Origin of the sequence: Bacillus sp. JJ1566 (assembly GCF_036962685.1) — a bacterium.
Lineage (GTDB): Bacteria > Bacillota > Bacilli > Bacillales > Bacillaceae_L > Ferdinandcohnia.
In genome coordinates, this window is sequence record NZ_JBALOP010000017.1 from 95,075 (window position 1) to 111,640 (window position 16,566).

The 16,566-nt window shown below is 38.9% G+C and carries 14 protein-coding genes and 1 pseudogene; 7 read left to right on the forward strand and 8 right to left on the reverse strand.

The window, feature by feature from the left end:
• The first annotated feature begins 235 nt into the window (after nt 1-235).
• The 4 genes and pseudogenes from sat (at nt 236) to V7112_RS08945 (ending at nt 3,628) form a co-directional block, all read left to right on the forward strand.
• Nucleotides 236-1,426: a sulfate adenylyltransferase gene (gene sat, locus V7112_RS08930; RefSeq protein WP_438823877.1), complete on the forward strand. Its 1,191-nt coding sequence runs from the start codon at nt 236-238 to the stop codon at nt 1,424-1,426.
• Nucleotides 1,423-1,656, forward strand: a pseudogene (locus V7112_RS08935) (PHP domain-containing protein); the annotation flags it as partial. The gene sat and the pseudogene V7112_RS08935, both read left to right, overlap by 4 nt.
• A 579-nt stretch (nt 1,657-2,235) precedes the next feature.
• Nucleotides 2,236-2,886 carry an adenylyl-sulfate kinase gene (cysC, locus tag V7112_RS08940; protein WP_335418067.1) on the forward strand — a complete coding sequence of 217 codons (651 nt, stop codon included), beginning with the start codon at nt 2,236-2,238 and terminating at the stop codon, nt 2,884-2,886.
• A complete protein-coding gene (locus V7112_RS08945) occupies nt 2,864-3,628 on the forward strand; it encodes a sulfite exporter TauE/SafE family protein (protein ID WP_335417962.1) in 765 nt (254 codons plus the stop codon). Before cysC ends, V7112_RS08945 begins: the two co-directional genes overlap by 23 nt.
• A gap of 222 nt (nt 3,629-3,850) precedes the next feature.
• Here the strand turns inward: V7112_RS08945 and V7112_RS08950 are convergent, their stop codons facing one another.
• Together V7112_RS08950 and V7112_RS08955 are read right to left on the reverse strand one after the other, a co-directional pair.
• A complete protein-coding gene (locus tag V7112_RS08950; protein WP_335417966.1) occupies nt 3,851-4,678 on the reverse strand; it encodes a UTP--glucose-1-phosphate uridylyltransferase in 828 nt (275 codons plus the stop codon).
• A 170-nt stretch (nt 4,679-4,848) separates the two neighbouring features.
• Entirely contained in the window at nt 4,849-6,081 is a 1,233-nt protein-coding gene (locus V7112_RS08955; protein ID WP_335417970.1) for an MFS transporter, read from the reverse strand.
• 198 nt (nt 6,082-6,279) lie between these two features.
• Here V7112_RS08955 and fabI point away from each other — a divergent pair, with 198 nt between their 5' ends.
• On the forward strand, nt 6,280-7,059 hold the full coding sequence (gene fabI, locus V7112_RS08960; RefSeq protein WP_335417973.1) for an enoyl-ACP reductase FabI: 780 nt from the start codon (nt 6,280-6,282) through the stop codon (nt 7,057-7,059).
• A 167-nt stretch (nt 7,060-7,226) separates the two neighbouring features.
• Here fabI and V7112_RS08965 read toward each other — a convergent pair whose 3' ends face one another.
• Nucleotides 7,227-9,074, reverse strand: a complete 1,848-nt coding sequence (locus tag V7112_RS08965; protein ID WP_335417976.1) for a monovalent cation:proton antiporter family protein — start codon at nt 9,072-9,074, stop codon at nt 7,227-7,229.
• Between the two features lie 31 nt (nt 9,075-9,105).
• Nucleotides 9,106-10,485: a magnesium transporter gene (gene mgtE, locus V7112_RS08970; protein ID WP_335418070.1), complete on the reverse strand. Its 1,380-nt coding sequence runs from the start codon at nt 10,483-10,485 to the stop codon at nt 9,106-9,108.
• A 490-nt stretch (nt 10,486-10,975) separates the two neighbouring features.
• Between mgtE and V7112_RS08975 the strand changes: the two genes are divergently transcribed.
• Together V7112_RS08975 and prpE are read left to right on the forward strand one after the other, a co-directional pair.
• The gene (locus V7112_RS08975; protein WP_335417978.1) at nt 10,976-12,151 is read left to right on the forward strand and encodes an FtsW/RodA/SpoVE family cell cycle protein; all 1,176 of its coding nucleotides are present in this window, start codon (nt 10,976-10,978) and stop codon (nt 12,149-12,151) included.
• Between the two features lie 70 nt (nt 12,152-12,221).
• Entirely contained in the window at nt 12,222-12,959 is a 738-nt protein-coding gene (gene prpE, locus V7112_RS08980; protein ID WP_335417981.1) for a bis(5'-nucleosyl)-tetraphosphatase PrpE, read from the forward strand.
• 351 nt (nt 12,960-13,310) lie between these two features.
• Here prpE and V7112_RS08985 read toward each other — a convergent pair whose 3' ends face one another.
• From V7112_RS08985 to V7112_RS09000, 4 genes are all read right to left on the reverse strand, one after another.
• Nucleotides 13,311-14,210 carry an RluA family pseudouridine synthase gene (locus tag V7112_RS08985; protein WP_335417985.1) on the reverse strand — a complete coding sequence of 300 codons (900 nt, stop codon included), beginning with the start codon at nt 14,208-14,210 and terminating at the stop codon, nt 13,311-13,313.
• Nucleotides 14,211-14,437: 227 nt separating this feature from the next.
• Nucleotides 14,438-15,232 carry an NAD kinase gene (locus V7112_RS08990; protein ID WP_335417988.1) on the reverse strand — a complete coding sequence of 265 codons (795 nt, stop codon included), beginning with the start codon at nt 15,230-15,232 and terminating at the stop codon, nt 14,438-14,440.
• A 17-nt stretch (nt 15,233-15,249) separates the two neighbouring features.
• Complete coding sequence (locus V7112_RS08995) at nt 15,250-15,885, reverse strand: GTP pyrophosphokinase (protein ID WP_335417990.1); 636 nt, start codon at nt 15,883-15,885, stop codon at nt 15,250-15,252.
• Nucleotides 15,886-16,111: 226 nt separating this feature from the next.
• Nucleotides 16,112-16,480: a hypothetical protein gene (locus V7112_RS09000; RefSeq protein ID WP_335417995.1), complete on the reverse strand. Its 369-nt coding sequence runs from the start codon at nt 16,478-16,480 to the stop codon at nt 16,112-16,114.
• Nucleotides 16,481-16,566: the final 86 nt, after the last annotated feature.

Below are 16,566 nucleotides of genomic sequence, written 5' to 3' on the forward strand. Positions count from 1 at the left end.
TCTTCGCTTCCTTCTTTGCCGCCTTCTCTTCTTCCTTTGTTTTTACATCATCAGTCATTTCTTCACCTCCATTCAAAGTTATCCTATTTTATTAGGAAAAAATTGAATTGCTACAGACTCATATAAAATTTCATAAAATTTGGTTTATTGCTGATATAAAATTGGATACTTGTTTAACACCATTAGGATTCTATTAGCATTTACTAATAGAGAATAAATTGAAAGGAAGTGATTTATAGTGACTCAACTCATTCCTCCACATGGTCAAAACCTAGTAAACCTAGAATTATCTAGCCAAGAAGGTGCGAAATTCGAGAGACGCATCTCTCAAAAAAATCGCATTATTATAGACAGTAGAGTACAGTCTGATTTACTACTTCTTGCCACAGGTGTATATAGCCCTTTGAAAGGTTTTATGAAGCACGTGGATTATCTTTCGGTATTAAACAAAATGTGTCTAAGTGACGGCACCATTTGGACCATACCAATCACTTTACCTGTTGATCAGGAAACGGCCGATAGGCTCAAGGAGGGTGAAGAAATAGGGTTGATGGATGAGAGCAACAGGTTGCTTGCTGTCTTATTTCTAGAGGAAAAGTATTCATACGATAAAATGACGGAAGCCAAACTAGTCTATCAAACCACAGATGAGAAGCATCCTGGTGTTACTAAACTACTACGTCAGGGTGGGGTACTACTAGGAGGAGAAATTCGCTTGATTGAACGTCCTGTAGTCCCGTTTGCAAAATATCACTATGAGCCTGCGGCTATGCGAAAGATCATATCAGAAAAGGGATGGAAATCCGTTGTCGCTTTCCAAACTCGTAATCCAATTCATCGAGCTCACGAATATATCCAAAAATGCGCACTTGAGCTGGTGGACGGTTTACTTATTCATCCGTTAGTAGGACAAACAAAGGCAGATGATGTCCCTGCAGATGTACGTATCAAGAGCTATGAGACGCTCCTCCGAGAATACTATCCCAATAGTCGAACAATGCTTGCCGTCTTTCCCGCTGCCATGCGTTATGCTGGACCACGCGAGGCAGTATTTCACGCCATTTGTCGTAAAAATTATGGATGTACCCATATGATTATAGGAAGAGACCATGCAGGTGTAGGAGATTATTACGGAACATATGATGCCCAAAAACTCATCACTTCTCTATCAGGTGAAGGACTTGGAATTATACCACTCTGCTTCGAGCATTCATTTTATTGCAAAGCCTGCGGCAGTATGGCATCTAACAAAACCTGTCCACATAATACCGATGAGCGACTCATTCTTAGCGGTACAAAGGTCCGTCAGATGTTACGTAGCGGTCAGGAATTGCCAGTAGAGTTCACACGCAGGGAAGTTGCTGAAATCCTCAGGAAAGCGTATAGCAACAAAGTTGACCATGAAGAAGGGCTTGAAACCAAATGAAAGAGAAAATCTTATTAAACGTTTTAGAGGAAGGACACTTTGATCTTCATCTTCATTCAACATTTTCAGATGGTATTTATTCACCACGGGAACTTGTACAAAAGGCGCATGATGCCGGGCTAAGAACGATCGCAATTACTGATCACGATACCCTCGAGGGGATTGAGGAAGCACGTCAGGCAGGACTTGAATATGGAGTTAATGTCATTCCAGGTGTTGAGATAAGTACGAATTATAAAAATCGAAATATAGACATACTTGGCTACAATATCGAAGCAAACTCTGAATTAACTAGCATCTTATCTCGCTTACGTGAAGGTCGGGAAGAAAGAGCATTAAGGATCATCAAGAAATTCACGGAATTAGGAATGCCGATATCGATTGATGATGTAAAAGAATTCAGTAAAGGGAATATAATTGCGAGGCCCCATATCGCTAGGGCAATTATCAAAAAAGGGTATGTATCTGATTACCAAACAGTATTTGATAATTTTTTAGCAGATGGTCAGCCTTGTTCAGTAGACAAGGTAATTCTTTCTCCAGAGGAAGGAATTGCACTTATTCATCGTGCTGGTGGTAAAGCTATTTTGGCACACCCACTGTTGATTGGCGATGATAAAATCGTACGTGAATTAATGCAATTTTCCTTCGATGGAATCGAAGTATGGCATCGAAAACATAACAAAGATGATAACGCCCGTTATCAGCAGCTAGCGAATGAATTTCAGCTAATGATGACAGGCGGCTCGGATTTTCATAATGACGAACATTTAATAGGACATTTCGGATTAACATGGGAAGTCCAAAACATGTTGGAAACAAAAGATGTCAACATAGTATGGCAAAACACAAAAGTGACAAAGAAGGACCGAAATCAACTTATCGGTCATAAAAGTTTTATTTTATGGTTTACCGGGCTTTCGGGGTCAGGAAAATCGACACTTGCTGTAGAGGTAGAGAAAGAATTGTTTCGTAAAGGTATTCGGTGCTTCTTACTTGATGCGGATAATATCCGCTTTGGATTAAATAAGAATTTACGCTTCAGTCCAGAGGACCGGACAGAAAATATTAGGCGAATTGGAGAAGTATCCAAGTTATTTGTTGAAGCAGGTATGATTCCAATTGTAGCCAGTATTTCTCCTTACAATGCCGACCGTGCTATGGTCAGGTCACTTGTCCCAAATGGAGATTTTATTGAGATTTACGTTAAGTGCGCAATCGAAGAGTGTGAGCGAAGAGATCCAAAAGGTCTATACAAAAAAACGAGGGCTGGTGAAATTCAAAGCTTTACAGGCATAACCGCGCCTTATGAAGTCCCTGTTAATCCGGAAATTACGGTTGAAACCGATAAACTATCCATTAGTGATGCATTAAATACGATTTTACAATTTTTGCAGAATAATGGATATCTGTCCGATACAGGGTTGGTGGATATGCATGGATGTATGGATTTCGATTAGTGGTCTGATCGTTGGAATGATTATTGGAGCAACAGGCATGGGGGGGGGCATAATTATGACTCCACTCCTCCTCTTTGGATTTGGTGTGTCCCCTGCTGTTGTGGTTGGCACGGACCTAATTTTTGCAGCTGTAACTAAGTCATTTGGAGCACTTCAGCATTGGCGGCAAAGGACGATTGACTTCAACTTGCTACTACGTGTTGCCATAGGTAGTGTTCCAGGAACGTTAACAGGATTACTACTTCTTTATTTCATTAAACAGGATAATCAAGCGGATTTAAATTTGTTTATTACTCAAGGCATTTCAATCGCGTTCATACTTATTTCAATCGTTATGCTACTGAAATTGTTTGTATGGAAAAAGTCCTTATTTGATGGTTCAAAACAGGTTAACACTACTGTACTTATCTCGATAGGATTTTTAACTGGGCTTCTCGTTGCAATCACATCGGTGGGAAGTGGAACCTTATTTATTGCTTTGTTATTATGGCTATACCCATTAAAATCCTCCGCCCTAGTTGGTACAGATATCCTTCACGGCGTATTGATAACAGGTTTAGCAGGGTTCGCCCATTCATTCTTAGGAACAATTGATTATGTACTCGTGCTTCAATTGTTAGCAGGATCGATTCCTGGTGTACTTATCGGTAGTAGGATAACTCTCAAATTACCAGACCTGTACATTCGCCTCTTGTTGATCACGATGATGCTTGTTACTTCATTCATCTTATTATCCCGTTGAATACCTTTTATAAAATTTAATTGTACAGTAGGTCATTTAGGATAAGAGAAAAAGCTAAAGGTCAACTTACCTTTAGCTTTTTTCTTTTGCATTTTTATTGTTACCTTCAACGAAAAATTGAAGCTCGTCATTTGTCAAATCTTTTCTTTTTACATCAATATCAAGTTCGTTTCCACGTCTCTTTTTACTACATATCCTGTTCCATCGACTAGAACATTCGTTTTATTCCTCCTGGTCACCTTGTTGTAAATTATATACTTTTTGCACAAGCCTGATATATTCAGCTTCCTTTGCAATATCAAAACGCTCACTGGCAACTTCAAGCCCATATGCAGGCTCTGATTGGAGCATAAGCTTAATTGCGTCAGTTAACTGCACTTCTGAACCAACACCTGGTTTAGTTTGTTCTAAGCATGAAAAAATGTCCGGCTTTAAAATATATCTTCCTGTTACAGCAAGATTCGAGGGGGGATTACTTTTCGGTTTTTCAACAATATCAGAAATTTTATATAAACGGTCTTTTTCCTTTTTCCCTACCTGAATGACCCCATAGCTTTTCAAATGTGCTTCCTCAACCTGTTGTAGGGCAATTACGTTGTTAGCGTATTCATTATAAGAGTCAATTAACTCCTCTAATGGATTTTTATTATTAGGAAGGTAGATTTCATCTGGTAACAAAATTGCAAATGGATCGTTACCTATAAAGTCCTTCGCTAATGAGATGGCATGACCTAACCCCTTTGGATAGTACTGTCTCATATAATAAATTTTCACTTTCGGAAGTTCCAAGCTATTGAGGAGATATTGTTTATTATGTTGCTCTAAAAATGCTTCTAATTCTAGGGATCTATCATAATAATCCACAATTAAGTTTTTCGTCCGTGAGACGATCATTAAAATTTGTTCAATTCCTGCTTTTACAGCCTCCTCAACGATGTAATCAATAGCCGGGCGACCTCCGATAGGGAGCATTTCTTTAGGAAGTACTTTTGTCATTGGTAAACCCCGTGTTCCAAACCCTGCTGCGGGAATAATTGCCTTCTTAATCATTTAGTTGTCTCCCCCTTCTGTTATTATTTAATCTATTCTCGAGTCGTCTTAAAGTAAGTTGTCCATCATAGAAAGGGCGAGAAAGTGGGGCAAACGCATAAAGGATTTTTGCATACAAAAACCCACGAAGTAAGTACCGTGGGTTCAAGCGCTAGTCTACAAAAAAAGCTCTATCTCTTTATTTTTTGAAATAAAGAATCTGTTCGAATCCGCTTTGGCGGTTTAATAAAAAATAAGACTAGGATAGTTGCTATTGCCGATATGCCAGCGACTGAAAAAAACAAAATATCATGTGAAAGCTTCATTAAAATGGCAAAAACCGGTGGCCCAACAGCAACACCAATAAATCGAGCACTACTATAGATAGAAGTAATCGTACCTCTTTCATCTTTTTCAATGCCATTCGTAATTAAAGCGTCTAGACTTGGTAGGGCTACTCCAATCCCGATTCCACAGAATACAAGACCAACAAGAAAGACATATAAATTTTCTGTATAACAAATGGCAAAAATAGCTGCCGTTGTAGTCATAATCCCGAAGAAAATAATCCATTTTATCGCATTCTTGTCATCGCCTAGTTTTTTTCCTGTTATAAATGAAGCGAGGCAAAGTGCCCCTAACGGGATAGCTAAAATAAGTCCCTTGATAATTCCATCAATTCCGTATTTGTCCTCTAAAATCGATGACAGGAAAAAGAGCATACCAAAAAGAATGTACATACAAATTGCACCAACGATGAAAATACATATCAGCCAGCGTCCTTCTTCTTTCAAGGTTCGCATAATTTTTTTTAGAAAATAGGTAAAATCTGAGTTGTCAACCTTATCGTCCTTTGGCGCATGAACCATAAATTGAATCAATAGAATGGAAATCAAACAAAAAATCGGGAAAGCAAAAAAAGGCATATACCAAATCATAACTGCGAGCAACGCACCTAAAATTGGGCTTAGTACCTTTCCAAATGTATTGGATGTTTCAATTAAGCCTAGTCCAGTATTCACATCCTTCTCACTTTTACACATGTCCCCTACTAATGGTAAAACAATTGGCGAAGCTCCTGCGGCACCTACACCTTGTAAAAGTCTTCCTACCAGGATTAAGATATAAGGGCTTTCGAAAAGCCACGAAGCAAGTCCTGCAAGTAAACCTCCTACCCCAGCAATGATTAAGCTTGGGATGATTACTTTTTTCCTTCCGATTCGATCAGAGAGAAACCCAGCAACCGGGATTAAAATAATCGCTACAACAGAATATATTGTAATAATTAAGCTTGATTGAAAAGGTGAAATTTTAAGTTCTTTTTCCATCATTGGTAAAACAGGAATTAGCATAGAATTACCCAAGGTCATGACTAATGGGATAGATGCAAGTGAAAGCACACCCCATTTCTCTTTTTTATGCATTCCACTATCTCCTTCGGAATTCCAATCTTCTATGAACGTATAGCTTTTAGCTTCACCTTGAAATGGTGATAATATGTATGAAGTGATTATCATTGCTTGATTTAGTAATTATAATAAACTAAAATATAGTATCAGATACTAAAACCAGGTATAATAAAAAAAGTAGAATTAATTTTTAATGCAGTTATGGAGGTAACAATGGAAGATTTAATTCAATTAGAAGGTAAAAATATTGTCGTCATGGGCGTAGCGAATGAAAGAAGTATTGCTTGGGGTGTTGCTGAATCCCTTTATAAAGCTGGAGCAAAAGTCATTTATACGTATCGTCTAGATCGTTCACGTGAAAAGCTAGAAAAATTATTAGAGAAATACAACTACCCAGCAGAATTGATTGTCAGATGTGACGTGAACAGCGATGAAAGCATCTCACAAGCATTTACTGAAATCGGTGAAAAAGTAGGAACGATTCATGGGTTAGTGCACTCTGTAGCATTCGCAAATGCTGATGACTTAAAAGGCGATTTTATTGATACATCAAGAGATGGATATGCATTCGCACAAGACACAAGTAGCTATTCTTTAGTAGCGGCAGCAAAAGCAGCTCGACCATACTTAGCGGAAGATGCTTCTATCCTTACTATGTCTTACCTAGGTGCTGTACGCGCTCTTCCTGGTTATAATGTGATGGGAATTGCAAAAGCTTCACTTGAAGCATGTGTAAGATACCTTACATTTGACCTTGGAAAAGATGGAGTTAGAATCAATGCGATTTCAGCGGGTCCGATTAGAACGTTAGCTGCCAAAGGAGTACCTGGCTTTAATGATATTATGAAAATGATTGAAGAAAAGGCTCCACTTAAGCGTAATGTAACAAAAGAAGATGTCGGTAACATGTCCATCGCCATGCTGAGCAACCTTTCACGCGGAGTGACGGGCGAAGTCATTTACGTTGATTCTGGATATAGTATTGTCGGGTAATAAGAAATGCGGAAGGTACTTACCCATCGGCAACAAGCATTAGAGAAGCGCTGACAGAAGGGGCATTTTACCTTCCCAAGCGATTAGCTCAGACCAAAGAGCCGGTAGCACCTGGAGCTAGACAATATAAAGAAGAGGGCGACCATTTGGTTCGCCCTCTTCTACTTTTAGAATTCTAAATCCACTTTTAATTCGTCAACATACTCCCTAGAGCCTGTAACAATTAATCGGTCCCCAAGTAGAAGTTCTGTATCACCATGCGGCACAATTGAATCTTTGCCTCTAAAGATTCGAACAAAGATAACATCTCCAGTAAACGGAAAATTCCGCAGCATGGTTCCATCATAAAGACTATTGTTCATTTCAATTTGATACAAGGAATTATCTTGATTTGTCAGGATCGTCATGATACCTGGTGCCTCAATTAAAGCACGAAGTAATGTATTTGTAGACATTAATAATGAGAATACATCAATATTTTGATCCTTGAGTTCATCTCCAAGTTCACTTGATTCAATTCTCGCAATAACGCGATCCACTCCAGTTTCCTTCGCAAATTTTGCAATCTCCGCATTCTGTTCATCAGATCCTGTTGTAATAACTAAAACATCCACATCAAACACATCTGAACTCTGAAGGCTCTCAATCGAATAATCGGCTAGTTCTACAATATCAAACAAAGAATCAGAATGTCTTTTATCAATTTTATCCTGAGTTGTATGGTATATCGTCGTATCATATAGCTTTGAATTCAATTCCCTAGTCACAGGTAAAGACATTTGGTTTGCCCCAATAAAGGCAACGCGAATAATTGGTTCTTCGTCGACTTGCTTCGGAAAAAGCTTTTTGAACCCAATTGGCGAAACAATACTTGCAATAACAGCAACTAAGATTAAAGCACCTGACATTCTATCATCAATAATCCCCATTTTTTCCCCAACAGTTGCTGCTGCAATAACAAGAGATAGCGTTGATGTTAATAAGGCACCGGCTCCAATCGTGGTTCGCCAATCATACCAGCGCTTTATATATAGAATCGGAAGCATTTTTGAAATCACTAAAGCAATAAATAATAATGGAATGAGCAATAAGATTTTCGGATCCTGGAAAAGTGCCCATAAGTCGAGTTCAACCCCAATCATCACGAAAAAGATTGGAATTAAGAATCCATAGCCAAATGAATCAAGCTGTTGTACCATTTCGTGATTTGGTGACAATAACGATACTAATACACCAGCTAAAAACGCACCTAATATATTCTCTGCACCGATCGTTTCAGATAGTGCAACAAGGATTATGATTAATGCAAAAATGGCCCTTGTTCCAATTTGAACCGTTCCTTTTGACATTGTTTCAAGGAATGAACGATTTTGAAACCTCTTCCCCACTAAATATAAAAGTACCCCAGCACCAAACAAGATTAACAAGAGCCACATATTGCTCTCTCCGCCTCCGTAAATGGAGGCAAAAACAGCAAGTAAAATCATGGTAACAAGGTCAGCTACTACTGCAACAAGTAAAATAATCTGACCAATATTTGTTTTCATGATTTGGGCATCCTTAAGGGTTGGCACTACAACCCCTAATGAAATTGTCGAAATAATTAACGTCATTAAAAAGGCATTATCCGTAAACCCTGTCCACACAAATAGATATGATAGCAGTAGCGATAATATAAAAATTCCTGCAAAAACGACAACGGAAACTAGGAAAGTACTTGGAGCCTTTTTACCACTAGGCAATGTTTGTTTCTTTTTTCCTCCAACAAAAGCAGAAAAGTCAATTTCAAGCCCGCTTAAAAACATTAAAAAGATAAATCCTAAAGTTGATAAGGTTTCAAGCCACATATCAGGTTCAACCACGTCAAACCCACTTTTTCCGATCATAATCCCCATAATAATTTCTGCAACAACGACAGGAATTACCCTTAGTTTAAACCTATGTAATAACAGTGGTGTCAAAAATGCCACCACCATCACAATCACTAACGATGTTAATGAAGCACCATGTTCCATGTTTTACCCCCTTGTATTTTATTTTAATTTATCAAACAAGATACCCCATAAAAAAGGTTGCTAATCCAAAATAAATTAAAATACTAATAATGTCATTAATTGTGGTAATAAAAGGTCCTGAAGCAACCGCTGGGTCAACCTTCAAACGATGCATTAATAATGGTACAAGTGCACCAGCAAGTGTCGCTACAATTAATGTAATTAAAATTGAAAATCCAACTAATAGTCCAAGAAAGAAATCACCTTTCCAAAAATAGACCACAAACATGATGACCGTTCCACATACGGCCCCAGTTATGACACCGGTCCCCGCTTCCCTAAGGATTAATAGCCATTTATTTTCTTCCTCATCCTCACCAATCGCAATTCGACGTACGGCAACAGCCAAGGCTTGTGTTCCTGTATTACCAGCCATTCCCGCAATTAACGGGATAAAAACGGCTAAAATTGCAACTTGATCTAAAGTTGCTTCAAATCGCCCAATTAAGCTTGCTGTCATCATTCCTAGGAAGGATAAAATGATGAGCCATGGCAATCTTTTTTTAGCAGATGTAAAAATATTTTTATCAGCCGAGTCAACATCTGAAATCCCCGCAAGCTTTGAGTAGTCATCAGAAGCCTCTTCATCCATTACATCAATAATGTCATCAACGGTAATAATTCCCAGTAAGTGATTTTGAAAATCGATAACCGGAACCGCTAAGAAATTATAGTCCTTCATCCTCCGAGCTACCTCTTCTTGGTCTTCACTGACAGAAACAGAAACAACACGATCATTCATAATTTCATGGATCATTGTATCGTCATCACTTACAAGCAAATCACGAATTGAAATGACACCGACAAGCTGTTTTTCTTCATCTATCACATAGACATAATAAATCGTTTCAGCACGAGGAGCTTCCTTTTTCAAAATGTACATGGCTGACTTTACAGTTTGATTGGCATGTATCGCGATATATTCGGTAGTCATAATACTACCGGCAGTATATTCTTCATAATGAAGAAGCTGTTTAATTTCCCCCGCAGCTTCATCATCCATAATAGTCAAATAGCTTGCGACCTGATCTTTGTTTAATTCATTCAATACATCAACGGCATCGTCGGCATACATTTGTGAAAGCATATCCGCGACAAAGGTTGGATCCATCTCAGACAAAAGCTCTTCATATTCATTCTCATCTATCTCAAGGTTTTCAAAAACCTCCGCCATTTCAGCTGGAGACAAAAATTGATATATGTGCATTCTAAAATCTATTGGCAGTTTTGCATAGAACTTAGATTTTTCATACGGATGTATTTCTAAAAATAATGACCTAAATTGATCAATATCCTCATTTTGAAGAGCTGTTAACAATTGTTCTGTTTCTAACTGTTGCTGTTCTTTTTCATTTACTTCCTGTTGCAACATATTCATCCTCCTCCCTCCTAACAACTGAAAAATCAAATGCGCCTTGGCGTATTAGCGCCCAGATTTTTTCGAGCAAGCTCGAAAATTTTCCTTTGAAAATCTGTGGCATCCGCCGGAGGCTTTAACTTTAATCAGCCTACTGCTGATTAAAGTTAAAATCTTAACATACATTTCATAAAATGTAACATACGACCATTTACTTTTTACGGCAATATGTATATCATTATTTTTTTAGTTTGCATTATACAATCAATCAAAAATAAGCTAAGATAGAATTGGCTAATCGAAATGCGCTAAGAGCGCCTGATTATCGGCGACAAGCATAAGACGAACGCTGACAGAAGCTTCCTTTTACCTTCCGAAGCAATTGGCTTAGACTAGAGAGCCGATGGTGACTGGATCTAGACAAAAATTAAATTATTGGATATTGAATGATACCCTGTTTTCTATGATATAAAACTCGTGCCTGATTAGAAAGGATTTTTTATCCATGAATAAAGAAAATACTCCTCAAAAAATTGATTATACATTGTTGTTTATTTTATTTCTAATGGCCATCGTTAGTGCCATCGCAATCCAAAGTGCACAGCCCTTTTTACCAGAAAAGCTTAAAAATATAAATTTCGCAGCCCAACAACTTCAGTGGTATGTGATTGGAATTGTCGCCATCATCGGGACAATGGTTATTGATTTTGACCGTTTTAAAATGATTTCCTGGTATTTATATGGATTCGGGATGTTATTATTATTTGGACTCTTTGTTGAAAAATATATTGTCGACATCCCCTTTGCTTCAAAAGTAAAGGGTGCAACAAGCTGGTACAACTTTGGTTTCGCAAGCTTCCAGCCATCTGAATTAATGAAGATTATTATAATCATTGTGTTAAGTAAAATTATTGCAGATCACCGTGAACAATATCCGATTAATACGATTAAGGATGATCTTCTTCTTATCGGTAAGATTATGCTAGCGTCTGCCCCACCGATTGGGTTTTTAGTGTTACAGCCTGATATGGGGATGACCATGGTCTTTATGTCAATCATTGCAACAATGATTCTTGTTGCAGGTATTAAATGGAGAATTATTTTTACAGCTATATTTTCAGCTATACTTGCCGTATCTACAGGTGTTTTTCTCTACTTTTATTTTCCAGACTTTTTCTTTAAATATATCATTCAGGATTATCAGATGAGCCGTTTTTATGGCTGGCTTACTCCTTGGGACACTGCAGGTAATGAAGGACATCAACTAGTCCGCTCCATGCTCGCAATTGGATCTGGCCAGTTAAACGGCAAAGGCTTCCAGGAATCTGAGGTTACTATTCCAGAAGGACATACCGATTTTATTTTTGCTGTTGTTGCCGAGCAATTTGGATTCATTGGAACAAGTATTATTATTTCCTTATTCTTCTTATTAATCTACCGAATGATTCATATTGCACTCGAAAGTCACGATCCATACGGCAGTTACTTATGTGCAGGTGTGATCGGTATGATTACGTTCCAAGTATTCCAAAACGTTGGAATGACAGTTGGAATCTTACCAATCACGGGTCTTCCATTACCGTTCGTTAGTTATGGAGGTAGCTCCCTCGCCACCTATATGATTGCAATCGGAATTGTGCTGAACGTTCGTTCAAGAACAAAGAAATTTATGTTTGACTAATTTGAAATAAAATCACGCCATACTTCTTATAATAGGGGTGGCGTGATTTTTTTATAGAAAGGAACTTATAATGAAAATAGATGTAATCGGTGACATTCATGGGTGTTATAAGGAGTTTAAAGAATTAACAACGAAATTAGGTTATTCGTGGGAGAGCGGGATTCCAATACATAATGAACGGGTTCTAGCTTTTGTCGGCGACTTAACAGATCGTGGACCAGAGTCCTTGAAGGTTATTAAAATTGTATACAGGCTCGTTGTTCAGGAAAAAAAGGCCTATTATGTCCCGGGCAATCACTGTAATAAGCTATATCGATATTTTCTCGGGAACAAAGTCCAAGCTACACATGGCTTGGAAACAACCGTGGCCGAATATGAGACATTGAATAAAAATGAACAAGAATCTATTCGAGATCAGTTTGTTGAGCTATATGAAGGTGCCCCACTCTACGAAAGGTTAAATGGAGGAAAATTAGTAATAGCCCACGCCGGGTTACGTGAGGATTATATCGGCCGGGATGATAAAAAAGTAAAGACTTTCGTGCTGTACGGGGACATTACCGGCAAGAATAATCCAGATGGTACTCCGGAAAGACGGGATTGGGCAAAGCATTATAAGGGTGCTTCGTGGATTGTCTATGGGCACACGCCAGTGAGAGAACCTAGATGGGTGAACAATACCGTAAATATTGATACTGGTTGCGTGTTTGGCGGTGGTTTGACGGCTTTAAGATATCCGGAGATGGAAACAGTCTCAGTGCCTTCGACAATGCCGCTTGTAGCGGAGAAGTTTCGGGAGTTTGGATAATGCTAGGGTATCTTATGGAGTATGCATCTGCAGCTTGGGTTACCTTTTTTGATGAATTGATTTCGGAATAGGAACGAATTATTGGTTTGCGTTACCATTTTGGTTTACTTCTATCTAGAACGGGCACGATTCGGTTGCTTGCGTTACCCTTTTGTTCAATTATGCCTTTGCAGTATACCATTTATCGTTTTTCGGATCAGTGATATAACGCTTAACCCGTTTGCAGTATACCATTAATCGTAGCTCGGATTAGCGATATACCGTTTAACCCGTTTGCAGTATACCATTTATCTTTTTTCGGCTGAACGATATATTGGAACCTTTCCAAACTACCTCAACACAAAAGCGACCTCACAAGGTCGCTTTTTCCAATAACTCTTTCATATCCTCCGGTAGTTCGGCATAAAAGACTACCTCATTTTTATCCATAGGGTGCAAAAAACGAAGCTCTCTGCAATGAAGAGCTTGCCTACCGATTTCCCTGCGCTCACCACCATACAAATCATCCCCTACAATCGGATGACCAATATGAGATAGATGGACACGAATTTGATGGGTTCTCCCAGTCTCTAGTTGAAGCTGCACATGCGTGCAATCACCAAACTTCTGAATGACCTGAAAATGGGTAACCGCTCTTTGACCATCCTCCCGTACCTGGCGCTCAATTATGCTATCGTCCTTCCGCCCAATCGGAGCATCTATTGTCCCGGAATCCCCAACTAGTCCATCATGTATGATGGCTTCATACGTCCTTTTCAATCTTCCAGCCTTTTGCTGCACAGATAATAGATGATGGATGTGACGATGCTTAGCAACTAGCAATAATCCAGATGTATCTCGATCAAGTCGATTTACTAAATGAACCGTTGCACCAAGGCCTAATGACAGATAATAATACAAAAGTGCATTTGCTAGACTTCCAGTCCGGCTCTCACGGGAAGGAATTGATTGCTGATATGGCGGTTTGTTCACAACCAATACATAAGGGTCCTCGTAAACAATCTGTATAGGTAGATTTTCAGGTATTAGTTCTAAACTTGGTTCCTCTGGTGGGAATACAACCTTTAGAACCTCGCCTTCGATTAAACGGTGTCGAACCGTAACAGGAACGCTATTTATAAAAATGCCACCACCAGCGAACTTAATATCGGTAAGAGCCGTTCTTGAAATATCTTGTTCTTTTACAAATTCTTTAACTAACTTTCCTGAATCTTGTGATGATATTTTCCATTCTAATGTAAAAGCCTCCACATTCCTCTATCCCTTCCAAATGTCCAGCTACGACTCGCAGCGAATAGCGAGACTTCCCTCACCCTTCGTACGATAAGCTCAACATCGGTTCACTTTGTTCACCGTGTTTCCTTTATCTCCTTAAGGAACACAGACTAAGTACGCCACGTCCAGTGGCAACGTCTGTGTGACCCACTTCGTGTGGGCCCCAGTCCGTACGTCGCTATACGCTCGCCTCCGCTTTTCTGTTAGTCCGAAATAAACGAATCACGTACCCTCTTCCAAAATGGGAAGGGGCGGAAACGCGCAAAACGCACTTTTTCTGGAGCAACACGGCATTGAATGGATTTCACATCCTTGTGTAAAAGGGTTAAATGGTCAATTGTAATATGAAAATCAACATCATTTACTGGTTTCATTAAAATCGAATGATGGTTCGGTAAAATTAATGGTGAACCGACCGTTCGAAACACCCGATTATTAATCGAGGCCATTTCAGCAACTTGAATTGCCTCAATCGAAGGATGTAAAATGGCACCACCGAGTGCCTTGTTGTATGCAGTACTTCCTGAAGGTGTCGAAATACATAACCCATCTCCGCGGAATGTTTCAAATAGTTGTCCCTTGATTTCAAGGTCCATGACTAGTGAGCCTTCAACACTTTTAACCGTACATTCATTTAAGGCAAGGTATCTAGATTCACGCCCACCATTGATATAACGAATATATACCTCAAGTAATGGATATTCAACCACCTGGTATGGGGTTTTAGCAATAGCAATAACGAGTTTCTCGATTTCTTCTGGAACCCAGTCTGCATAAAACCCAAGATGCCCTGTGTGAATACCTACAAAAGCAGTTTTATCTAATCGGCTGCGGTAACGGTGAAAGGCATATAAAAGTGTACCATCTCCTCCGACAGTTACGACAATATCTGGTTGATCCTCGTCATATGTGAGCCCGAAGTCCATTAAGTATGTTTTTATTTTCTGCATTAATGTATTCGAGTTCGAGTCACCTCTCGAAGTTACAGCAAATTTCATGTTTTACACCCTATCTATTAAGATTTATCCTTACTATCCGTTTTTCTTGAAAAAATAACTTGCGCTTCTTGAATTTCGCCACGTATTTTGGACATCTCCTCATCAAGAAGAAAAGCAGCCTCTGCAGCACGTTGTAAGCGATGCTCGATTTCTTCAGGAAATCTGCCTTTATATTTGTAGTTTAAGGAGTGTTCGATTGTTGCCCAAAAGTTCATAGCAAGAGTGCGAACCTGTATTTCTACTAAAATTTTCTTCTCACCATTGATGGTTTGAACAGGATACTTGATCACAAGATGATAGGAACGATAACCGCTCTCTTTCTTTTGTGAAATATAGTTTCGTTCCTCAATGATTTCTAAATCATTTCGCATCCTTAATAATTCGACAACCAACTTGATATCGTCAACGAATTGACACATCATTCGTAAGCCTGCGATGTCTTGCATCTCTTCTTCGATTTTGTCGAGCGGAATGTTTTTCTTTATTGCTTTATCTAAAATACTTGGAATTGGCTTTACTCGTCCTGTTACAAATTCGATTGGGGAATGGGTTCCTTGCATTTCAAATTGTGCTCGCATTCCTTTAAACTTTATTTTTAGCTCATCAACCGCTTGCTTGTATGGAGCCAAAAAAAGATCCCAGTCTTTACTCATAATAGACCCCCATTTTTCTTAGCATAGGAAAAAATCAAATGCGCCTTGGCGTATTTGCGCCCAGATTTTAGGCCCACATGAGGTGGGTCACAAAGACGTTGCCACAGAACGTGGCGTTCTTAGTCTTTGATCTTATGTAGCGAAAAGCTTCCTCTAAAAAATCTGTGGCATCCACCGGAGGCTTTAACTTAATTCATTCGGCGTTTGACCTGGCGAATGAATTAAGTTAAAAAGTGTTCTCCACGAGCTCGACCATTTCATCTCCATAGTTGGCATTACCTTCGATGTTTTGTAAAAGATATTCCAATTCAGGGATGATATAGATTAGTTCGAGTTCGTTGTCTTCTAGGTGTAAAATAACTTGTTGTTTTTCAGAAATAACATTTTTAAGTGATGGCCAGACAGCTGAAGGCAAACTCACATATATAAATTCCTGTTCATTTTCAAGTTTGTAAATGAATGCTAGTGAATCGGAATCAACAAGCATTTGACCACTGGCACGCAATCCTGCTGTGTCAAAATCCGTTTGTTGCGCCTTAAGTTCTAATCCGTTGTTAGAATAATTAAAATGACTAATCTCAATACGCTTTTGCATTAGTAATCTCCTTTTTAATCAATCAAATGCGCCATGGCGTATTTGCGCCCAGATTTTTAGGCCCACACGAGGTGGGTCACAAAGAC